Origin of the sequence: Hyphobacterium marinum (assembly GCF_036330325.1) — a bacterium.
GTDB classification, from domain to species: domain Bacteria; phylum Pseudomonadota; class Alphaproteobacteria; order Caulobacterales; family Maricaulaceae; genus Hyphobacterium; species Hyphobacterium marinum.
In genome coordinates this window covers 326,245-346,928 of record NZ_JAZDRO010000002.1, presented here as the reverse complement: position 1 = coordinate 346,928, position 20,684 = coordinate 326,245, and the positions used below count along the sequence as shown (strand labels likewise).

Below are 20,684 nucleotides of genomic sequence, written 5' to 3'. Positions count from 1 at the left end.
CCGCAGGCGCGACAAGCCCGGATCGCCTTGTTATGGTTTTCTTGGGCACCCGGCCTCTGGCCCGTAACTTGCGGGAGGCCGGCGCAGACGTGAAGGGGGAAATGCGATGCGCTGGATTGCGATTGTGGCGGCCTTGGGCCTGTTGGCCGGGGGAATGGCATTCGCCCAGGACGGTCCGACGCCGCTGGACCGCGCGGTCCAGGCTGGCAGCGCCGATCCCGACCGCCGCGCCGAATTCTATGAATTGTTCTACAATTCCTCGGTTTATGCCGCGATCATTCCGCTCGGTTCTGACGCGGCCGAAGACGCCTTTTCCGGAACGGCGCGGCCCGATCATCTGCGCGCGGTCTTTCTGGCCGGCCGCATCGATGGTGTCACCGTCATCGAGGTGTTTGACAGCGAGGCGCGCCTGAATGCGTTCGCCGAGGCCAACGGGTTCGGTGAGTACGGCATCCTGTTTGTCCCGATCCGGGACCTGCTCGACGCCTTCTCCGGCGACTTCCGTTTCCACCTCAATCCCGGCACCACGCACCAGAAACTGTTCACGGTTGCCGAGACGCAGATGCTCCAGCAGCGCCGCGCCTCCAGCCTGCAGACAATCGAGGTCGAGAACCGTCCGGTCGTGCCGCCCCAACCGCCCGCGCCGACGGGACCCTTCGGCGTCAGCCAGCCCCCCGAATACCTGGTCCAGGTGGTGAGCATTGCGCTCGAAAGCCATCCCGAGGCGGAAGCCGCATGGCTCCTTCATACCGGCGGCGCGACCGACGAAGCGCCTGGCGACATGATGCTGGTCATTGCCATGTCGCAGACGCCCGAGGCGGATGCCCTGACCGCCATGGTCGGCGAGATCAATGGCGCGATCCGTGGCTATACCGATGGCCGCCGGGTCCAGGTTGCCCCGGTTCCCGCCGCGCGCGCCGCCTCGCTCGCGCCGGCCAGCGTCGCGCCGATCTATACCCGCTGATTGCCGCGCCCCTTGCGCGACTCGCCTGCGCTGGTCCATGGTGCGCGCTCATGAGTTCCGAGGGGCGCCCGGCCAAGGTAAGGCAGGGCTGAGATTGCACCCTTAGAACCGGATCCGGGTCATGCCGGCGTCGGGACGGAGCGAGGGTGATGGACGTCGATCAGTACAATGCGATTTGTGGCGGCCTGCCGCACACCACCCACGTGGTGCAGTGGGGCGGCGCGCATGTCTGGAAGATCGGCGGCAAGATTTTCGCCGTCGCGGGGTGGAGCACGAATGACGGCGACTTCGCCACGTCGTTCAAGTGCTCTGATACTTCGTTCGACATCCTGAAAGACCAGCCCGGCTGCCGTCCCGCGCCCTATCTCGCCTCACGCGGGATGAAATGGATTCAGCGCACCAGCGACGAAACTCTCTCGGACGACGACCTCGCCGCCTACCTGGCCGAAAGCTACCGCATCGTCGGCGCGGGACTGACGAAGAAGCTTCAGGCCGAATTGGGCCTCGACAAACAGGAGAACCGGACATGAAAGCCTTTGCCGGAATGACCGCTGTGGCGGGCCTTACCGCGCTCCTTGTCGCGTGTTCGCCCACCGAAGAGGCAGACAGCATCGCGGCCGGGATGGAGGCTGAGACCGTCTCGCTCGACCCGGAGGGGCTGCATGCGCTGCTGCTGACCGAAGCGGACAACCTCGTCCCCGCCGACTGGAATACCGGCGAGCCGGTCGGGGAGGCGTCTCTCGCCTACTGGCACATGCCGGAACGCCATGCGGGCGTGACCTATACGTCCGCGTGCCTCCCGCTCGCCGATACGCCGGATGGCTATGACTGCACGCTGACGCTCAGCACGCCCAATCAGGACGACGACGCGCCTGAGGGGGCGATGGTGCGCGCGCAATTCCGTTTCGACGTGCAGGCCCCGCAGGGCGGCGATTTGGTCCTCCTAGATCCGCACGTCCGCTGGGCCGTGACCGGCTGACCCCAAAATTTCGACCGAAAGACAACACCATGAACAAGCCCACCGCCCAGTCCGAATTCGAGACGCCCAAGGTGACAACCGGCCCGCTGCCCGGTTCGCGGAAAATCCATACCTCGCCGCTGGCTGCGCCGGACCTGAAAGTCCCGCACCGCGAGATCGACCTGCACCCCACGGCGAACGAGCCGCCGGTGCGCGTCTATGATCCGTCCGGCCCCTATTCGGATCCCGAAGCGATCATTGATGTCGAGACCGGCCTGACGCGCGACCGGACGCGCTGGGTGCTCGAACGCGGCGGGGTGGAGGCCTATGACGGCCGCGAACCGACCCCGCTCGACAATGGCGGCGCGACGGGTAAATACCTCGCCCGCGAATTCCCGGTCCGCCACCGGCCTTTGCGCGCGATTCCCTCCCCCTCCGGGGGAGGGCAAGGGTGGGGGGAAGGCGGTTCCACCCCACCCCAACCCTCCCCTCAAGGCGAGGGGGCAAAGTCGCGCCATCCCGTCACCCAGCTTGAATTCGCCCGCGCCGGCATCGTCACCAAGGAGATGATCTACGCCGCCGAGCGCGAGAATCTCGGCCGCAAGGCGGCGCTGGAGGGGGCCGCCGAACGCCGCGCGGACGGTGAGGATTTCGGTGCCGATATTCCCGAATTCGTCACCCCGGAATTCGTGCGCGACGAGATCGCGCGCGGGCGGGCGATCATCCCGGCCAACATCAATCACGGTGAGCTGGAGCCGATGGTGATCGGCCGGAATTTCCTGGTGAAGATCAACGCCAATATCGGCAATTCCGCCGTCGCCTCCTCGGTCGAGGAGGAAGTGGAGAAAATGGTCTGGGCCATCCGCTGGGGCGGCGACACGGTGATGGACCTCTCCACCGGCAAGAACATTCACAACACGCGCGAATGGATCTTGCGCAATTCGCCGGTGCCGATCGGCACCGTGCCGATCTATCAGGCGCTGGAAAAGGTCGGCGGCATCGCCGAGGACCTGACCTTCGACATTTTCGCCGACACGCTGATCGAACAGGCCGAGCAGGGGGTGGACTATTTCACCATCCATGCCGGGGTACGGCTTCCCTTCGTGCCGATGACGGCGAAACGCGTGACCGGCATCGTGTCGCGCGGCGGCTCGATCATGGCCAAGTGGTGCCTCGCCCACCACAAGGAGAGCTTCCTTTACGAGCGCTTTGACGAGATCTGCGAGATCATGCGCGCCTATGACGTCTCCTTCTCGCTGGGCGATGGCCTGCGTCCCGGCTCCATCGCGGACGCCAATGACGAGGCACAATTCGCCGAGCTGGAGACGTTGGGGGAACTCACCAAGATCGCCTGGGACAAGGGCTGCCAGGTCATGATCGAGGGGCCGGGCCATGTCGCCATGCACAAGATCAAGGCCAATATGGACAAGCAGTTGAAGACGTGCGGCGAAGCGCCCTTCTACACGCTGGGCCCGCTCACCACCGATATCGCGCCGGGCTATGATCATATCACCTCGGCCATCGGGGCGGCGATGATTGGCTGGTTCGGCACCGCCATGCTCTGCTATGTCACGCCGAAGGAGCATTTAGGGCTGCCTGACCGCGACGACGTGAAAGTGGGCGTCGTCACCTACAAGATCGCCGCCCACGCCGCCGATCTCGCCAAGGGCCATCCGGCGGCGAAACTGCGCGACGACGCGATGAGCCGGGCCCGCTTCGAATTCCGCTGGCAGGACCAGTTCAATATCGGTCTCGACCCGGAAACCGCGCAGGATTTCCACGACCAGACCCTCCCGAAGGAAGCCCACAAGGTGGCGCATTTCTGCTCGATGTGCGGGCCGAAATTCTGTTCGATGAAAATCTCACAGGACGTGCGCGACTATGCGGCGGGCAAGACCGGCGCAACCGCCGAGGAAGCCGCCAAAGGCATGGCGGAGAAATCCCGCGAATTCCGCGAGAAGGGGAGTGAGGTTTATCTGAGCGAGGACGGGACGGTTAGGGAGGGGATTGATTGAGGGTAACTGGATTCCAGCATTCGCTGGAACCCCGTGTGAAATTAGATACTGGGGGGAAAATTATACGCGGTCCCAGCGGACGCTGGGACCCAGAGGTCAAATCCAGTTGTTCAGCTCGTCATAGAGGTCGCGCCAGTCCGGATTGCGGCTTTCGATCAGTTGCAGCTTCCACGCCCGCTTCCAGGCCTTGATGCGCCATTCACGGATAATGGCGTCATCGGTGCGGTCATGGACTTCAAGATAGACGAGTGTGAATACCTTGTACTTCCAGACAAACTTTGAGCCCTTGCCGATCCGGTGCTGGTAGATTCGTTCTCCCGGGTTGCTGCAGGAGCCGGTATAGAGCGTCCCGTTCCGCTTCGATGCGAGAATGTAGACATAGGCGGGCATTACGAGTTTCTACTATAAGTAGAAATACGTTGTCGCATCTATTCGTGTGAGCCGGGTTGAATTTAGACGAAAGTCTGGATTCCAGCTTTCGCTGGAACCCCGTGTAAAATATGAAACGATGTATATGGAACACGCGGTCCCAGCGCACGCTGGGACCCAGGAAACCTAAGCCACCACCTTCTCCCGCACCCTCTCTCCCATCACGCCATTGGCGCGGATGGCCTTGAGGCATTCGAAACTGCCCGCGCGGAAGGCGCGGCAGGCTTCGGGGCGGTTTTCGTAGACGCCGCATTCGGCGCGGTCTTCGGAGAGGGTGAGGTGGGTGCAGTGCCCGCAGGAAAAATCGACAAAGGTCCGTCCGGCATCCTCGAAGAGCGAGTCGGCGGGCAGGGCACGGCCGGTGTCTTCCAGCAGCAGGACGAGATAGCGCGGATTACGGCTGAAACAGCACGCACCGCAGGTGACGCAGTCATACGCCGGAGCAGACATGGGGTTTGAGGCATCCACCGCCCGGATCGGGACGTCCCGATCGGCCGGCGGCGGCGGTGATCTAGGGCGGGCCACTGCTACGCGCAAGATGGATTCGGCAGGGTCCGCGTTCGCCTGGCGCGCTTGCCTACTTCTTGTTGCTGAGGTGCTCCAGCCCGCCGACCTTGCCGGTCTTCTGCGAGGGCTGGGAAGCATTGTGCTTCTGCTTCTGGTTCTTTTCCGCTTTCGGCTTCTTGGCCTCGCGGTTCGATTTTTTCTGGCTCTTGGCCATGGTGTGGGTCCTTCCCCGCGGGGCCAATCGCCCCGGCCGGAAGAGACTACGCCTTTGCACGCCCGCGCGATAGCGGGATGACCGGTTGACCGGCAAGGCGTGACACGGCGCGCGCGTGCCCTAGATTGGCGACTGATTGTCCAATTCGCCGGAAAGCCCCTCACCATGCTCACCGTCCACCATCTGGAAAATTCCCGTTCGCAACGCGTGCTCTGGCTGCTCGAGGAATGGGGCGTGCCCTACACCGTCAAGCGCTATGAGCGCGATGCGAAGACGATGCTGGCTCCGGACTCGCTGCGTGCCATCCATCCCCTGGGCAAATCCCCGGTGATCGAGGATGACGGCATCGTTGTCGCCGAGACCGGCGCGATCCTGGAATACGTGGCCCGCAAGTATGGCGAAGGCCGGTTGACCCCGCCCGCCGATACGCCGGAGGGGCGGGCTGTCACCTACTGGCTGCACTATGCGGAAGGCTCGGCCATGACGCCGCTCTTGCTGAAGCTGGTCTTCACCCGCCTGCCGCTCAATGCCGGGGCGCTGGTCCGTCCGGTGGTCAAGGGCGTGTCAAAGAAGGCGCTGTCCAGTTTCGTCGATCCGCGCTTGCAGGAGCATATCGACTATTGGGAGGCCGAACTGGCCGCGACGGGCTGGTTCGCAGGGTCAGACATGACGCTCGCCGACATCATGATGAGCTTTCCGCTGGAAACCGCCGCGGCGCGCGCCGGAGCCGGAGACAAGCCGAATATCGCAGCCTTCCTGAAGCGGATTCATGCCCGCCCGGCCTATCAGCGCGCGCTCGAAAAGGGTGGCCCCTACGCCTACGCATAGAACGGCCTTCGGGTCCCCGGTTTTCCCGGAGACCCGCCGGCCTCGCTAACAGAGCGCCAAACCCGTCAGGGAAGGGCGGGCGGTTCGTGGACGGCACCCTGCGAGAGAAGATAGTCGGTGACTTCGGAATTGCCCGATTGCCAGGCCCCCCAGAGCGGCGAGCGCCATTCGGGTTCCCACGGGACATTGGTCCACATGGCGAGATTTACATCGGCCCCCGATTCGACCAGGAGCCGAACGAGGTGGAGATTGCCGGACCGGGCGGCATTGATCAGCGGTGTCTCGTCGCCCGGCACGAAGGCGTTGACGTCCGCACCGTGCTCGACCAGCAGCATCGCCATCGACTTCTTGCCGTTGGCCGAGGCCATGATCAGCGGATTGCCGTCGCCGTCCACACCGAGGTCAACATCGGCCCCGGCTGACAGCAGGTAGCGCGCCATGTCCATATTGCCGGTGCGGGCGGCCTCGATCAGCGCGCTGCCGTCTCCCGGTATAGCGAAATCGACGGGCGCGCCGGCCTCGACGAAATGGCGGACCTCGGTCAGGTCATTGTGCATCGCCGCCTGCACCAAAGCCTCTCCGAGGGCGCGCTGGGTGGCAGAAAGACCGCCCAGGCTGAGGCGTCCGACGACCGGGACGGTCGCTTCCGGCGCGTCGTAGACCGGTACGGCGCGCGGCGTTGTCCAGGCTGCGGCCCCGACCACCACGACCAGCATCAGCGGTGCGAGGAGGGCGGCACGCCCGGCCTTCCCGGCGGGTTCGATCAGACGGATGATGCGCTGGCGCAGCTGGGACGGGGTCCGCATCGCACCAACCGCCACAGACGGGCTGAAGGGTGACAGGATCCGCGCTTCGGCTTCGGCAGCCAGTACACGGGCAAAGCCGCGCGCATCGCCGGTGCGCTGGGCTGCAATCGCGTCGCAGGCCATTTCGCGCTCGCGGTCGATCTGCAGGCCGATCCAGTGCATCGCCGGGCTCCACCAATAGATGGCAAGGATCAGCTTTTGCAGGAAGGCGAGTGCCGGGTCGCGGCGTTCGACATGGGCGCGCTCATGCTCCAGCAATCCGGCGAGTTCCTCGACATCGCGGCCGCCAGCATAACCGGCTGGCAGGATGACCGATGACCCGAGGAGGCCGACCACCATCGGCCCCATCACGTCCGTGCTTTCCCGGACATCGATACCCGAAAAGCGGTGGACGAGGGGTTCAGCGAGCGGAGCGGGCCGGGCCTTTCGGCGCAGGCGCTCTGCGGCGATAACATTCACCCCGAGACGGACCAGCTGGATCGCAATGCCGGCGGCGAAGACGGCCAGCAGCCCGCCGACGAGAAGCGTCAATACAGGGGTGCCCGTGGTTACCGCCGCTTCGGCTTCGGCCCAGGCTTCGGCAACCTCTTCCCCGGCCTCGATGGCCCATTCGTCGGCAGGGTCGACAAGGACGGGCAGGGAGTCACGGTCGGAGCCGCCAAATGACAGTCCGCCGAACGGCAACAGCATGGCGGCGGGCAGGATTGCGGCGGCGACCAGCGCGCCATAGGCCATGGCATGCCGCGACGGGCTCGACAGGGACCGGATGGCCAGGAAGGACAGGAACAGCACCAGCGCGACGGCGGCACTTTGCCAGAGATGGTTGCCCAGGAAGGCCAAGAGCAGATCGGCGTTAGTCATGGTCCCCCTCCTCGCCATCATCGAGACGGCGGCGGATCGCTTCGAGTTCGTCGAGATTCATGTCGGTGTCGCGGATCAGGTGCTGGGCAAGGGCTTCCGGTGAGCCTTCAAAGAACTGCCCGAGCAATTGCTTGAGCGCCTGGCTGCGCGCCTGGCTGCGGCTGACAATCGGTCGGTAGATGAAGGCCCGGCCTTCCTGTCGGGGTTCGACATACCCCTTGTCGGTCAGGATTTTCAGCTGTGTCAGCACTGTCGTGTAGGCCGCACCGTGACTGTCCTTGAGCGCATCGGTGACCTCGCGGACGCTGGATTCGCCGCGTTCCCAGAGCACACGCATGATGCGTTGCTCGGCTTCCATCAGGATTTTTGACTTCTTGCGCGCCATGGCCGGACCCTCGGATTTGCATTCATCTCGCGCACCGCCCGCGGCAAAGTCAACTAATTTAATAGTAATATATGCGTGAACAGGCGCGGGCGGGAACCGCCGGAGCCGGCCCGGCGTTTTCAAGCTGTCATTACCGACAGGGCCGGAATGATCCGGCTCTCAACCCCCCGGAGACAACCACATGGGTAATCTCAAGACTGAAGGCACGAAGAACGACCTGGCTGGCAAGGCCAAGAAGGTCGAAGGCAAGCTGACCGGCGACAAGGCCCGCGAAGCGCAGGGCAAGGTGCAGGAAGCCGCCGGAAAGGCGCAGAAGGAAGCCGGCAAGGCTTTCGACAAGACCAAGAAATAGGCGCTATCAACCACTTTTCCGGACATGGCGCGCGAGCCCGAGGCTCCCGCGCCATGTCTGTTTCGTGGTCTAGAGGGTCTCGGCTGCGAACGTGTCACAGCTCGCCAGGTCGGCGGTTTCGTATCCCCGCATGAACCAGCGCTGGCGCTGTTCAGCGGAGCCATGCGTGAAGCTGTCAGGAACGACCCGGCCGCCGGAGCGCCGCTGGATCGTGTCATCTCCTACCGCGGCAGCTGCGGCCAGCCCTTCCGCGATATCGCCGTCTTCAAGAATCCCGAAGCGACGGTCCGCACGCGCCGTCCACAGGCCTGCCAGGCAATCGGCCATCAGTTCGACCCGGACCTGGATGGCATTGGAGTCCCGCTGTCCGGACCGTGCCTGCAGGGAGTCCGCCCGGCTCAGTACGCCCAGGAGGTTCTGCACGTGGTGGCCGACTTCATGGGCCAGCACATAGGCCTGGGCGAAATCCCCATCACCGGCACCCATCCGCGCAAGCTCGTCATAGAAGCGGACATCGATATAAACGCGCTGGTCGGGCGGGCAGTAGAACGGGCCCATGGCCGCACTAGCAAACCCGCAATCGGTCTCCACGGCATCGGAGAACAGGACCAGTGAGGGCTCCTGATAGCGGCCGCCATTCTCGGCGAACACGGCGGTCCAGACATCTTCGGTATCGGCGAGGATCACGCTCGCCATTGCGGCGGCCTCCTCTGTGCCGGGTGGCACGTCTCCGTCATAGGCGACGGGCCGGACACCCCCGCCGGTCAGCAGACCCAGGACGGACTGGACCGCGCCGCCGCCACCAAACAGGAAGATCGCCGCGACGATGACGCCAACGATCAACAGGCCGCGAAAGCCCAGCAGGCGGATGATAACCGGAAGCAAGGCCAGGCCTGCGCTGCCGCCGCCACCGCCGCGATAGCGTCGTCCGCGGCGGTCGATCACATTCCGGCTGCCGCGCCGGCCTCGCCATTCCACCATATGCGTGTCTCCAAACCGCTGCCGGTCGCGGCAGCATGGACCGATTTTTCCATGCTTGCCCCCGCGGGTCCACGGCGATTGCCGCGACGAGGTGCTCGCCAGGACGCATGCCAAAGGCGACAGGAGCCAATTTATTTGCAAGTCTGAAGACCTCACGTGACCCAGTCAGCCGGAGGGCCGGACACACCATGTTTCGTATCTGCGTTTTCATCCTTGTTCTGCTCGCCGGATCTGTTGCCCCGGCCTGGTCGGCCGATGGTGACCGGCCCTTCCGCGCCGAGGCCGATGCAATGGCCGAGGTCGACGCCGCTCTGGCGCGGGCCGAAGAACGCGGCACGCGCCTGTTGCTCGTCTTCGGGGCCAATTGGTGTCACGACAGCCGCGGTCTCGCCGGGCATTTTGCCCAGGACGACATGGCCGCGCTCATCGCCGAGCACTACGAGCTGGTCTGGATCGATATCGCCTGGCGGGAGCGCAATATCGATGTCCTGCGCCGCTTTGGTGCGCCGGCGATCTACGGCACGCCGACTGTGCTAATCTATGATCCGGCGCAGGGGCTGATGAATGCGGACACGATGCATTCCTGGCACACGGCCTATTCGCGCAGCCATGACGCCGTGGTCGAGTATTTCACCGTCTGGGCCGAGGCCCGCCCCGCCGCCAGCCTGACAGCGACCAGCGCGGTCTATCAGCAGCTGATCGCCGATATCGACGCCTGGGAGATGCGCGAAGCGGTGCGCCTGAATGCCGCCTATGCACAGCATGCGGCGTGGCGCGAGGAGCTGGCCCCGCATTTTGAACGCGCTGGCAATGACGAGGAATCAACGCGGCTCGTCGAGCTGTTTCATTCGGTTGAGCAGGATATCGACCGGCACCGGTCCAACATGCGGGCTGACAGGGCTGACCTGCATGCCCAGGCGCATGAGCGTGTGCGCGAGGCCCTGCTGGTGCTCGCCGGGGACGAACCGCTCGGTTTCGACACCGTCGCGGCGCTTGACGCCAATCCGCCCGAGATCTCGCTGGACTACCCGTCCTACCCTGACCCGCTTTATCCCTGGGAAGACGAGTAGACACCCGGCCCGCAAATCAGGTCGCGCCTGCGCCGATCCCGCATCACCCTTTCAGAACCCGGCAGGGTCAGGTTCATCTCCGCCATGGACGAATACGCAGCGTGCGGGCTAGTTTTCCGCCCAAGGGAAGGGAGTTTGTCATTCATGCGTATCGTCTGGATCGCCGTGCTTGCGGCGTTTTTCGTGTCACCGCTGGCGGTGGCCCAGGAGGCCGACCGCCTCTCCGCCCGCGACATCTCCGCCTATCTGCGCACAATGCAGACCAAGCCGGGAATGACCGGTGCGCCGGGCGGTCAGCCTGCCGGCAATGATTCCTGCCGCTGGGCGAATGACAATGAATGCGACGATCCGCGCTTTGGCACCGGGGCCTGTGCCATCAATACTGACCATTCCGACTGCTGGCGCATCATGCAGGGCGTCGAAGACGATTCATGCCGCTGGGCCAATGACGGCGAGTGTGACGAGCCCGGTTTCGGAACCGGAGCCTGTGTCCAGGGGACCGATCTGACCGATTGCGGTGACGTGATCGAATTGCGGTTCCGCACAGACAGCTGCGAGACGGCGTTCAACGGCGTCTGCGAAGAGCCGGAAATCGGCAATGGCCGCTGTGAAGCCCGGACCGATCGCGCCGACTGTGTCGGACGGGACCGGCCCCTGACCATCAATGACCACTTCTTCGGACATGACGACCGCATCTTCATGGATACATCGGTCATGCCCTGGGTCGCGGTCGGCCAGGTGACGTTCGATTCCGGTGGAGCCTGCACGGCGACCCTGATCGGTGATGACGTCCTGATCACGGCCTCGCATTGTGTGCATGACAATGGCCGCCTTCTCCCCGCCGGTGACTTTGAAACCGGATATGACCTGCCGAACGGACCGGTCACCGCACGCGTGATTGATGCCTTCGTGTCTCCGCAATGGGATCCGGTCCGCTTTTCCGGGACCGACGAAATTGACGGCACCGACTGGGCGCTGTTGAGGATCGACCGCCCGCTCGGGCGTACCGTGGGTCAGGTCGGAATTCGCGGCCTTGTTGATACGGCCGGCCGGCGTGGTGCCCTGCGCGCAGCGCTCTACCAGGGCGGTTATTCCTGGGACACCGGCGCGCACCTGTCCGGTAATGACGGCTGTCACATGACCCGGATCTACAATGACGGCACGATGGCCCATGACTGCGATACGACGCGGGGTGATTCCGGCTCGCCCTTCATGGTCCGAGAGGGCAATGACTATTTCGTCGTCGCGACCGACTCCAACTTCCGCTCCAACCCGGACGGGCCATTTATCTATATCGCCGTCCGGTCCGAGGAATGGCTGGAATACTATGAGGATTTCGCCGCCGGCCGTCTTGGTCAGGCCCGGCCTCGTCCCGGCGGACCGGCTGGCCCGGGCAAGCCGGGCATGACACCGCAACCGACCGCGCCTGCGGGCGTTCCGGCAGGCTCCCCGAAATAGGTTCACGGACATGAAGGCGATCCCTCAAGACGGCTTGTCCCGCTTCCTGCTGATGGCTTCGGCGGTCTTTGGTGTCGCCTATCTCCTGCCCGGTCTCGGCTTCGAGATTGTCTTTCCCATCGACGTGATCGTGAAAGCCGCCGGTATCGTCCTGCTCGCCGCTGTCGCGGCGAGGTCCGGGGCCTGGCTTCTGGCCTTCGCCCTGCTGGCGTCCTCGGTCGGCGACATCATGCTCGCCTGGCAGCCCCGCCAGATGGCGCTCGGGATTGCCGCCTTTGGCATTGCGCATCTGGCCTATATCGGGATCTTCGCCCGGATCTGGATGCGTGAGGGTGGACGCGGACTGGCCGGCTATGGCCTGGCGGCGACCATCGCCGTTTATGGCGTCGCCATGCTGGTCTGGCTGCAGCCGGGCATGGGCGAGCTGGCCATCCCCGCCACGATTTACAACGGCATTATCCTGGTCATGGCGATCTGCGCCGCCGCCTCGCGTGCGCCCTTGCTGGCGCTCGCCGGAGCCCTGCTCTTCGTCCTGTCGGACAGCTTTATCGGCGCGCGCGAGTTCCGCGACGCCTTCCTGTGGTCCGGGCCGGTGATCTGGGTGACGTATTATGCCGCCCAGCTCTTCCTGACCCTTGGCCTGATACGGAAGCCGGCTGCCTAGAACTCCCGGACCACCGAGACCGTCACCGTCGAATCGCTGTTCTCGAAGCCGGGTAGGGGTTCGAATTCATACTGGTAACGCCAGCCCAGTTCGAGCGCCCAGGCCTCGGTCACCGATGTGGTAAAGCTGAACACCTGCTGCAGTTTCGAGGACTCCGCGGCGAGGAAGGTCGTTTCCGATCCGAAACTACTGGTGTCGGTGATCGTCCATTCGAAGTCCGAACCGAGGTCCAGCACGGCCTGGGTCTCGTTCGGCCCGGCCATCGGCGTCAGGTAGCGCACACCCGGACCGGCGCGCAGCGACCAGTCGATGTCGTCGCTGGCGATGGCCTGCCAGGTGACGCCCGCACTCAGGAAAGCCGTCCAGTCATAGCTGGACAGGCGGTCGCGGTCATACTGGCCACCGAGGAAAAGGCCCCAGCGCTCGCTGATCGCCTTCTCCACCCGGCTCTCGATCTGGACCTGGTCCTGGGAGACGACGCCGGAGGATTCCGCATAGCCGTAGTTGATCCGGTTGGTCAGGCGCCACCGGTCACCGAACTCGCGGTCGAGATGAAGGCCGAGCGTGTAGGATTGCTGGTCGCTGTTGCCGGAAACGAAGGTCAGGCCCGCAGAGACGCGCCCGCTCCAGCCGCCGAGCCAACCCCGGTCCGGGCTCAGGTCAGCCGGAGCGGGAGCGACTTCCGCGGTCGCTGTACTCGGGGCCGGAGCCGGAGCCGGGGCAGCAGCTTGTGCAGCTTCGGTCTGCAGGCTGACGCCGAGTATGCGCGCTGCCTCCGCTTCACGATGCGCGGCAAGCTCGCGAACCGCGGCGAGAACGGCATCACTGCCGTCTTCGGCATTGCGGGCGATCATGGTGATGACGGCCTCGAAATTCGCGCCGTCGTCATAGGTTGCGGCATCGGCGATCAGGGCCCGGTAGTCGGCGGACATGTCCTGCGCGTGGGCAGCGGGGAGGATGAACAGGCTGGCCGTGATAGCCAGGGCGAGCGAAAAGGCGCGGACCATGGGGGGGAACTCCTGCAGGCGTGAAACTGCCGCAGGACCTAGGCCATCAAGGCGCGGTCGTCCAATTCGAGGCTCAGGCGTCCTCGCCGATGAGGCCCTTTTCCGCCGCCTGCTTTTTCATCGCGGCTTGAAGTTTTTCGAACGCCCGAACCTCGATCTGGCGGATCCGCTCGCGCGACACACCGTAAACCTCGGCAAGTTCCTCGAGCGTTTTCGGCTCGTCGGAGAGGCGGCGCTCCTGGATGATGTGGCGCTCGCGTTCATTGAGCTCGCCCATCGCGTCCTGGAGGAGCGCCATGCGGGTATCGAACTCGTCAGATTCGCCGAGCTCTTCTTCCTGGTTCGTGGCCTTGTCGTCTTCCAGCCAGTCCTGCCACTGCGTCTCGCCGCCTTCGGACCCGCGCAAGGGTGCGTTCAGCGAGGCGTCGGGACCGGACAGACGGCCATTCATCGACATGACCTCGTCATTCGTCACGCCGAGCTTGGTGGCGATTTCCTCGACCTGGTCAGGGCGCAGATCGCCCTCATCGAGCGCCTGCATCTGGCTTTTCATCCGGCGCAAGTTGAAGAACAGCTTCTTCTGCGCTGCGGTCGTGCCCATCTTTACGAGGCTCCAGGAACGCAAAATATATTCCTGGATCGAGGCGCGGATCCACCACATCGCATAGGTGGCGAGGCGGAAGCCCTTGTCCGGATCGAATTTCTTCACCGCCTGCATCAGGCCGACATTGCCTTCGGAAATGACTTCCGCGATCGGCAGGCCATAGCCGCGATATCCCATGGCAATTTTCGCAACGAGGCGCAGGTGCGAGGTGACGAGCTGCTCGGCCGCACCGGTATCCTCGTTCTCCCGCCAGTTCTTCGCGAGCATGAATTCCTGCTCTTTTTCGAGCATGGGGAATTTGCGGATCTCGGAGAGATACCGGTTCAGGCCGCCTTCGGGCGACAGCGAAAGTGCGGGTGCGTTGGCCATGTTCCGTCCCCTGGTCTCCTTGACTGCGGACTAATTAGGTATTGGCCCTCCCCAATGCTAGGGCATCGCGGCGATGTGATGTCAGAATGAATAACGCGAATTGTGTGCGTTTGTTTCACGGGTGGCCGGAAGATCTCCCTGATCCACACTTCCCCGAGTTATCGCTGAAGCGCGGTATGTGGTGCGGCCTCTGCTATGGGCGTACCGGAGCGGCTAGATCTGGAGGCGTATTCCGTCTTGGTAAGGCGCGATTTCCGAAAAGCGGGGATGATGCGCCATGGCCTGGAATTCCGGCAGGATGTGCGCGAAGGTGAGTCTGCGATTTCGCTCGGAGCGGGCCATTTCAAGCAAGGCGAGACTTTGTTCCACATGCCCGAGCCGCGCATGCGCGACCGCTCTGACGAATTCGTCCCGGCCGGATTCGGCCCGCCACGTCCAGAACGCCACCAGGACGTCGTCCGGTTCAACGACTTCAATCCGCCGTCCGGCACTCGTCATGAGCGTTGCAGCTATTTCGGCGGCCTCCTCAATCCGGCCGAGGGCCAGAAGCGGCCGTAGCCGGCAAGCCGTGGCACGCGCGCTGTCGGAGGTCAGTTCGGCCAGCGTCGCGCAGGCCGCCAACGCCCCGTCATGGTCGCCCGCGAGGGACAATGTCCAGGCAAGATCGCTGGTCATCACCGCCGAGAGCGGGTCAATGCTCAGCGCGCGTCTGAGTTCGGCTATAGCGCCCAGCCGGTCTCCCGTTGCCAGGAGGAAGGCTGAATGGGAATGCCGGATTGCGACATTTCCCGGATCGAGCACAATCGCGCGATCAAAAAGCTGCCCGGCCGTTCGTGCATCCCAGTCATGAGTAAAGGCGATATCGGCCAGGCGAAGAGTCGCCCGCGAGAGATCGGGGTCCAGCATCAGGGCCGTTTCGGCCGCTTGCCGGGACGCCTCCATGTCAGGTGCCAATTCCGATCCGCCGAAATACAGGACATCTGCAAGCCCGGCCCATGCCAGAGCATAGGAGCCATCCTCAGCGATCGCGGCGCGGTAAAGGCGCGCCGCCTCGGTATTCAAGTGCGGCTGATGCTGCTGGTACAGATCTTCGCCTTGAATGAAGGCATTCAACGCGGCAGCGGGCGGCGTTTGCGGAGTCGCAGAACCGCCACTACCGCGCAGCGGAATGACAGCGAGCGCGGCGGCCACCAAAATGACAAGGCCCGCTGCCAGGCCGGAAAACCTCCGGATAGCTGGCTGCAATGACCTTGGCTCCGGCGGGGCCACGGCCGTCACGTCCGCAACAAACACATATCCGTGCTTGGGAATGGTCCGGATGAAGGTGCGCGGGTCATGGGCCTCGAGAATCCGGCGCAAATCGCGAATGCAAACATTGATGGCCGGGTCGAATTCAATGTGACGATCGGGCCAAAGGTGGTCCCGGATAACGTCACGCCGCACCAGCTTGCCAGCATTCGAAACCAGGAGTTCGAGCAGCTGCATTCGCTGGCTCGTGCACTCGATTTGCAGGCCTGCATGGTCGAGGCTCCGGTTGGCGGCATCAAACCGGAAGGCACCGAACCGATATACAATCGGCGAATTGTCAGGTGTGCGGACCATAGCGCGATCAGCTTTGCACCGACGGGTTCCGGTGTCAGCACAATTGCAGCCCATTTCACAATCTTATTATTTTTTTCCAAGTTGCCGGCCGGTTGCTGCGCACTTCAGCTTGCGGGTGAAGGCCTCCGGACAGGTGTTGTCCGCTGCCATCATGAGGAAAGGACTGGCGATGCTGGACAGTGATTTCAAATGGGAGGTCCGCGGCGCGGGCCGGTTTTTCACGGGCCTTGCGGCCCTGGGTCTGGTCATGGCGGCCAATCCGGCCGATGCGCAGGACGCGGTCGATCTCAGCGCCTTTGAAGGATACGAGACTTGGCCGATGCTGATGCCGGACGACCTCGATCTGGAGCGTGCTGATCTGACGGACCTGCGCATTTACTATGACGCCCAGTTTCCCGGAGCCGGGGGCCTTGATGGGCCGCTGATCGACACCACGATGGTTCTCGATGTCTCCGGCAGCCATTTCAGGGGCCAGCCGGCTCTGGTCATCCAGTGGTCGTCGACCGGGGAGGCCGGCGATACCGCATCAAGCGGAGCCATCGACCGGCTCGTGGTCGACCGGCGAACCCATCGCCTTTTGCATCGCATCCAGGCCCAGCCGCCCGCGGGCGGAGCAGTACGGTGGGGCGGGAGCTACCGCATTACAGCCTTCGAGGCCGACCGCATCACCGACACCATTGTCGGCGAGGACGGAAATGCCAGACCGACCGAATTGCTCGACGTGTCCCCTGACACGATCGATTTCGCAACGCTGCAATTTTTCCTTCCGTTTATCGATCTCGAAGAGGGCCTGTCGTTTCGTGTTCCGGTCTACCGCTATCCCCTGAACGAATTGAACGGGCTTCCGGTCCACGTGGTGGGGCGCGAAGAGATAACCGACGGCAACGGCACCGTTCACGAGGTCTGGGCCATCGATGTGATGTCGATCGGAGGCGGGGCGCTGACGCGATTCTGGATCGATGAGGACGCGCCCTATTTTCTGGGTTGGGATTACCGGCTCGCACGAACGGGACGCCGCATAACCCGCATGGATTACCGGTCGCACTGGCAATTTCCGGAAAGCCGGGGATAGGGCGATAGTGCCGCATCAACGGCGTGGATGTCCGGATCGAGGCCGGCAATGCCTATTTCATCCCGACCGGTCATGCGCATGAATTCTGGTTGCCCGAGGACGCCGATCACGACGCGACGGGCTTCCTCTTCATGTTTGGCGACGGAGCCTGATCACCCCATCTGTTCATCGCTGGCGGGGCGCTCTAGTCTCGCCAGCGATGACGCCCGATCTCCGCCCCGCCCACGAGCGCGCCGCGCCGCTCTTGAAAGCCTATGTCCAGGCGATTGCACAAGGCGATACCGCGCCGGATGTCAGCCTGATGGATCAGGACGGACGTCCGCTGCGCCTGTTCGAGGATGCCTTTGCCGGCCGTCCGCTGGTTCTGGTCTTCTGCGGTCCGCTCGACGATGCGGCCACGGCCAAGGCGCTTCAACCCTTTGCCGAACACCGGGACGCTTTCGCGAGCGCGCGGGCCACGCTGATCGTCGTCACCTCCACCACCGACGCGGGCAAGGCCAAGGACTTGCGCGACGACACGGGCCTGGGCGCATTCGTCTGCGGGGATTCCAACGGGGCCGCCTTCGCCCAATACGGGCTCGCCAAGGGGACCGACATTCCCGGCCGCCTGACCGTGCGCACCGTTGTCATCACGCCCAACCGTCAAGTGAGGTCCATCATGGATGAAACCGGGTCCGCCGCCGCTGCCGCCGAACAGGTGGCCGCTCTGACCGCCGAGGCCGAAGAGCGCCGTCACTGGATACCGGGTCATGCCCCGGTCCTGATCATCCCCAATGCGCTCGACCCGGAAGACTGCCGCCTGCTGATCGAACACAGCGAGGCGGGCGGCGAGTTCGCCATCGCCAAACAGGCCTCGCCGGGGCCGCAGGGGATGAAAATCCCGGTCAATGACTATAACCGCCAGGACCGGGTTGATCACATCATCCACGATCCTGCGGTGATGCAGCGCATCGACCAGCGCCTGCACCAGCGCGTGATCCCGCTGATCCAGAAGGCGTTCGCCTTCAGTGTGACCCAGCGCGAGCCGCTGCACGTGGCGCGCTATCACGGGCCCCGCGACGGGATCGAGATCGGCCATCGTGACAATGTCGCGGCGTCGAGCGCCTATCGCCGTTTCGCGCTCTCCATCGCGCTCAATGATGATTACGAGGGCGGCGAGCTGGTCTTCCGGGAATATGCCGAACAGGGCTATCGCTGCCCGGCGGGCACCGCGCTCGTCTTCTCGTCATCGCTGCTCCACGAAGTGCAGGAGACGACGAAGGGTGTGCGCTACAACCTCATCAGCCATTTCTACAACGAGCAATCGGTGCAGGAAGCGCGCGGCGGGTAGGCTCTCTCATTAGAGCGTCTCCAGAAAGCCTTCCAGGCGCTGCATGTCCTTGGGCAGGGGTGTTTCAAACGATAGCGCTTCGCCCGTGACCGGATGGACAAAGCCCAGCGCAGCGGCATGCAGCGCCTGCCGCCGGAAATCCCGAAAGTCGCGCCCGTCATCAATCTGGTGGAGCTTCTGGGCCCGCCCGCGCCCATAGACCGGATCGCCCAGCAGCGGGCAGCCGATATGAGCCATGTGGACACGGATCTGGTGCGTCCGCCCGGTTTCGAGCCGGCATTCCACCTTGGCCGCCATTGCACTGCCGAGCGCGCCGCCCGGGTCGCGGCCATAGGTGGCAAGGGTGAGGTAATTGGTGACGGCGTGCTTGCCGGTCTTGCTGTCCGGATCGCGGACCACGGCCATCTTTTTCCGGTCCCCGCTGGACCGCGCCAGCCGCGTCTCGATCCGGCCCGAACGCGGGTCCGGCGCACCGCGCACGAAGGCGACATAGCGCCGGCTCGCCGAGTGATCGGCAAACTGCGCAGCAAGACCTTGATGGGCGGAATCGCTTTTCGCGACCACCAGGATGCCGGACGTGTCCTTGTCGATCCGGTGGACAATACCGGGCCGCTCCACCCCGCCAATTCCCGAAAGACTGCCCGCACAGTGATGGAGGAGGGCGTGGACGAGCGTGCCCGTCCAGTTTCCCGCCGCCGGGTGGACGGCCATCCCCGCCTTCTTGTCGATGACGATCAGATGCTCGTCCTCGAAGAGGACATCGAGGGGGATGTCTTCGGGCGTTGGTGTCGCCGGTTCGGGATCGGGGATGGTGAGTTCATAACGCCCGCCCGCCACCGTCTTCGCGGACGGATCGGTCAGTACCGCGCCATCCAGTGTCAAATGCCCTGCCTCGATCAGCGCCTTGATCCGTGAGCGCGACAGCTCGGCGATCTCGTCCGCCAGAAAGCGGTCAAGGCGGAGGCCGGGCGTGTCGGCGGTGAGAGGGGTGCGGGTGGGCATGGCGTTGGGATAGGCGAGGAGTATTAGCGGAGCAATGGAATTGTCGACGCCCCCCGGTTTCGCGAAAGCGAAGACCGGGCCCAGATAACTGATGCTTTGGGTCCCGGACACCGGCTTCGCCGCTTCCGGGAAGCGTCTGAATTTCTTGAAGACCCCTCACCTGGCCCTGCGGGCCACCCTTCTCGCCTCGAAACGCTCCACTGGAGCCTTTCGTATTCGGCTCGAATCCCTGCAGGGAGAGGGAGATTGAGCGTGCGTCATTCCCCGCTTTATGCGGGGAATCTCCGAAATGGACTGGGATGCCCCGAATGAATCGGGGCATGACGCGGGCAGGTATCTGCCGGGCCTAATGGCTCCCTAAGCCCGGTCGACCAGCTTCATGAAGCGGGCGCGGAGCTCTTCGTCTGTCTTGAATTCACCGGCGAAGGTCGTGGTGATGGTCGAGACGTTCGGGTGATGCACGCCGCGCGTCGTCATGCATTGGTGCTTGGCATCGACCAGCACCGCGACGCCGCGGGCATTCATCGCTTCCATCAGCGCATCAGCGATCTGGGCGGTCATCGTTTCCTGCGTCTGCAGGCGCTTGGCGAAGATTTCCACCACGCGGGCGATTTTCGAGATGCCGACAACGCGGTCGCTCGGCAGATAGGCGACATGCGCCACGCCGAGCACCGGGGCCATGTGGTGCTCGCAATGGCTCTCCACATCGATATTGGTCAGCATGACGATGTCGTCATAGCCCTGCACGTCCTCGAAGGTGCGCGAGAGCACTTCGGCGGGATCGGCGTCATAACCCGAACACCAGTCGCGCCAGGCTTTCACCACGCGTTTCGGCGTATCGCGCAGGCCTTCGCGGTCGGGATTGTCGCCAACCCAGGCGAGCAGGGTACGAACCGCGTCCTCGGCTTCATCTTGTGTGGGGCGGGCAGGGGTGTTCGCAGCGGCGTCGCGCAGCGCGGCGGGTGTTTTGGCGTCCATGGAGTCCATGATCCTTCCGTTATCGGGTCCGTTGGCGGGATTTCACGCCGCCCGGTTAGTGCCGGTTTCCGGATCGAAGGTGGGCCGCCTGTTTTCAAGAGGCGTGCGGCCGCCATCCTTCCGGTTTCGCGCATCTTGCGCCCCCGCTATGTAGGACGCCAGCGCAGCGAGTCCATGACTTTCGTCATGAAAATCGCTAGGCAGCGCGAACCTGCCCATCCTAGACCC

The 20,684-nt window shown here is 64.0% G+C and carries 23 protein-coding genes and 1 riboswitch; of the genes, 12 read left to right on the top strand and 11 right to left on the bottom strand.

Annotated elements, in window-relative coordinates; genetic code table 11:
- Window positions 1-106 precede the first annotated feature (106 nt).
- The 4 genes from V0U35_RS06765 (at window position 107) to thiC (ending at window position 3,937) form a co-directional block, all read left to right on the top strand.
- On the top strand, window positions 107-964 hold the full coding sequence (locus V0U35_RS06765; protein WP_330195920.1) for an SseB family protein: 858 nt from the start codon (window positions 107-109) through the stop codon (window positions 962-964).
- Window positions 965-1,014: 50 nt separating this feature from the next.
- Window positions 1,015-1,117: riboswitch (TPP riboswitch) on the top strand.
- Window positions 1,114-1,494: an MmcQ/YjbR family DNA-binding protein gene (locus V0U35_RS06760; protein ID WP_330195919.1), complete on the top strand. Its 381-nt coding sequence runs from the start codon at window positions 1,114-1,116 to the stop codon at window positions 1,492-1,494. (Overlaps the previous riboswitch by 4 nt.)
- On the top strand, window positions 1,491-1,943 hold the full coding sequence (locus tag V0U35_RS06755; RefSeq protein WP_330195918.1) for a hypothetical protein: 453 nt from the start codon (window positions 1,491-1,493) through the stop codon (window positions 1,941-1,943). The genes V0U35_RS06760 and V0U35_RS06755 overlap by 4 nt, the downstream gene beginning before the upstream one ends.
- Before the next feature lie 29 nt (window positions 1,944-1,972).
- Window positions 1,973-3,937 carry a phosphomethylpyrimidine synthase ThiC gene (thiC, locus tag V0U35_RS06750; protein WP_330195917.1) on the top strand — a complete coding sequence of 655 codons (1,965 nt, stop codon included), beginning with the start codon at window positions 1,973-1,975 and terminating at the stop codon, window positions 3,935-3,937.
- Between the two features lie 96 nt (window positions 3,938-4,033).
- On the opposite strand, the gene V0U35_RS06745 is transcribed toward thiC, so the two are convergent.
- The 3 genes from V0U35_RS06745 to V0U35_RS06735 form a co-directional block, all read right to left on the bottom strand.
- Window positions 4,034-4,327: a GIY-YIG nuclease family protein gene (locus V0U35_RS06745; RefSeq protein ID WP_330195916.1), complete on the bottom strand. Its 294-nt coding sequence runs from the start codon at window positions 4,325-4,327 to the stop codon at window positions 4,034-4,036.
- A gap of 165 nt (window positions 4,328-4,492) precedes the next feature.
- The gene (locus tag V0U35_RS06740; protein ID WP_330195915.1) at window positions 4,493-4,816 is read right to left on the bottom strand and encodes a YkgJ family cysteine cluster protein; all 324 of its coding nucleotides are present in this window, start codon (window positions 4,814-4,816) and stop codon (window positions 4,493-4,495) included.
- A 127-nt stretch (window positions 4,817-4,943) separates the two neighbouring features.
- Window positions 4,944-5,087, bottom strand: coding sequence for a hypothetical protein (locus tag V0U35_RS06735; protein WP_330195914.1), 144 nt, complete (start codon window positions 5,085-5,087; stop codon window positions 4,944-4,946).
- Window positions 5,088-5,252: 165 nt separating this feature from the next.
- Here V0U35_RS06735 and V0U35_RS06730 point away from each other — a divergent pair, with 165 nt between their 5' ends.
- Complete coding sequence (locus tag V0U35_RS06730) at window positions 5,253-5,915, top strand: glutathione S-transferase family protein (RefSeq protein ID WP_330195913.1); 663 nt, start codon at window positions 5,253-5,255, stop codon at window positions 5,913-5,915.
- A 65-nt stretch (window positions 5,916-5,980) separates the two neighbouring features.
- Here V0U35_RS06730 and V0U35_RS06725 read toward each other — a convergent pair whose 3' ends face one another.
- Together V0U35_RS06725 and V0U35_RS06720 are read right to left on the bottom strand one after the other, a co-directional pair.
- Window positions 5,981-7,582: an ankyrin repeat domain-containing protein gene (locus tag V0U35_RS06725; protein WP_330195912.1), complete on the bottom strand. Its 1,602-nt coding sequence runs from the start codon at window positions 7,580-7,582 to the stop codon at window positions 5,981-5,983.
- A complete protein-coding gene (locus V0U35_RS06720; protein ID WP_330195911.1) occupies window positions 7,575-7,967 on the bottom strand; it encodes a BlaI/MecI/CopY family transcriptional regulator in 393 nt (130 codons plus the stop codon). Before V0U35_RS06720 ends, V0U35_RS06725 begins: the two co-directional genes overlap by 8 nt.
- Window positions 7,968-8,148: 181 nt before the next feature.
- On the opposite strand from V0U35_RS06720, the gene V0U35_RS06715 reads away from it, so the two are divergent.
- Window positions 8,149-8,319 carry a CsbD family protein gene (locus tag V0U35_RS06715; RefSeq protein WP_330195910.1) on the top strand — a complete coding sequence of 57 codons (171 nt, stop codon included), beginning with the start codon at window positions 8,149-8,151 and terminating at the stop codon, window positions 8,317-8,319.
- Between the two features lie 69 nt (window positions 8,320-8,388).
- Here the strand turns inward: V0U35_RS06715 and ypfJ are convergent, their stop codons facing one another.
- Complete coding sequence (gene ypfJ / locus V0U35_RS06710; RefSeq protein WP_444881640.1) at window positions 8,389-9,297, bottom strand: KPN_02809 family neutral zinc metallopeptidase; 909 nt, start codon at window positions 9,295-9,297, stop codon at window positions 8,389-8,391.
- A gap of 191 nt (window positions 9,298-9,488) precedes the next feature.
- On the opposite strand from ypfJ, the gene V0U35_RS06705 reads away from it, so the two are divergent.
- The 3 genes from V0U35_RS06705 (at window position 9,489) to V0U35_RS06695 (ending at window position 12,492) form a co-directional block, all read left to right on the top strand.
- Window positions 9,489-10,370: a thioredoxin family protein gene (locus V0U35_RS06705; RefSeq protein WP_330195908.1), complete on the top strand. Its 882-nt coding sequence runs from the start codon at window positions 9,489-9,491 to the stop codon at window positions 10,368-10,370.
- Between the two features lie 144 nt (window positions 10,371-10,514).
- Window positions 10,515-11,828, top strand: coding sequence for a trypsin-like serine peptidase (locus V0U35_RS06700; RefSeq protein WP_330195907.1), 1,314 nt, complete (start codon window positions 10,515-10,517; stop codon window positions 11,826-11,828).
- A gap of 10 nt (window positions 11,829-11,838) precedes the next feature.
- Window positions 11,839-12,492 (top strand): lysoplasmalogenase, encoded by a 654-nt coding sequence (locus tag V0U35_RS06695; RefSeq protein WP_330195906.1) that lies wholly within the window; start codon window positions 11,839-11,841, stop codon window positions 12,490-12,492.
- Here V0U35_RS06695 and V0U35_RS06690 read toward each other — a convergent pair.
- From V0U35_RS06690 to V0U35_RS06680, 3 genes are all read right to left on the bottom strand, one after another.
- Entirely contained in the window at window positions 12,489-13,499 is a 1,011-nt protein-coding gene (locus V0U35_RS06690; protein WP_330195905.1) for a DUF481 domain-containing protein, read from the bottom strand. The two genes, V0U35_RS06695 and V0U35_RS06690, sit on opposite strands and share 4 nt — an antisense overlap.
- A 73-nt stretch (window positions 13,500-13,572) precedes the next feature.
- Window positions 13,573-14,472, bottom strand: a complete 900-nt coding sequence (rpoH, locus tag V0U35_RS06685) for an RNA polymerase sigma factor RpoH (RefSeq protein ID WP_330195904.1) — start codon at window positions 14,470-14,472, stop codon at window positions 13,573-13,575.
- Between the two features lie 213 nt (window positions 14,473-14,685).
- Entirely contained in the window at window positions 14,686-16,074 is a 1,389-nt protein-coding gene (locus tag V0U35_RS06680; RefSeq protein WP_330195903.1) for a winged helix-turn-helix domain-containing protein, read from the bottom strand.
- A gap of 169 nt (window positions 16,075-16,243) precedes the next feature.
- Here V0U35_RS06680 and V0U35_RS06675 point away from each other — a divergent pair, with 169 nt between their 5' ends.
- From V0U35_RS06675 to V0U35_RS06665, 3 genes are read left to right on the top strand one after another with little or no spacing between them, the layout of a single operon-like run.
- The gene (locus V0U35_RS06675; protein ID WP_330195902.1) at window positions 16,244-17,146 is read left to right on the top strand and encodes a DUF3108 domain-containing protein; all 903 of its coding nucleotides are present in this window, start codon (window positions 16,244-16,246) and stop codon (window positions 17,144-17,146) included.
- 23 nt (window positions 17,147-17,169) lie between these two features.
- Window positions 17,170-17,298: a cupin domain-containing protein gene (locus tag V0U35_RS06670; RefSeq protein WP_330195901.1), complete on the top strand. Its 129-nt coding sequence runs from the start codon at window positions 17,170-17,172 to the stop codon at window positions 17,296-17,298.
- A gap of 47 nt (window positions 17,299-17,345) precedes the next feature.
- Window positions 17,346-18,476: a 2OG-Fe(II) oxygenase gene (locus tag V0U35_RS06665; protein WP_330195900.1), complete on the top strand. Its 1,131-nt coding sequence runs from the start codon at window positions 17,346-17,348 to the stop codon at window positions 18,474-18,476.
- Window positions 18,477-18,485: 9 nt separating this feature from the next.
- Here V0U35_RS06665 and V0U35_RS06660 read toward each other — a convergent pair whose 3' ends face one another.
- Together V0U35_RS06660 and folE are read right to left on the bottom strand one after the other, a co-directional pair.
- On the bottom strand, window positions 18,486-19,478 hold the full coding sequence (locus V0U35_RS06660; RefSeq protein WP_373696386.1) for an RluA family pseudouridine synthase: 993 nt from the start codon (window positions 19,476-19,478) through the stop codon (window positions 18,486-18,488).
- A 357-nt stretch (window positions 19,479-19,835) separates the two neighbouring features.
- Window positions 19,836-20,456: a GTP cyclohydrolase I FolE gene (gene folE / locus V0U35_RS06655; protein ID WP_330195898.1), complete on the bottom strand. Its 621-nt coding sequence runs from the start codon at window positions 20,454-20,456 to the stop codon at window positions 19,836-19,838.
- Between the last annotated feature and the right edge of the window lie 228 nt (window positions 20,457-20,684).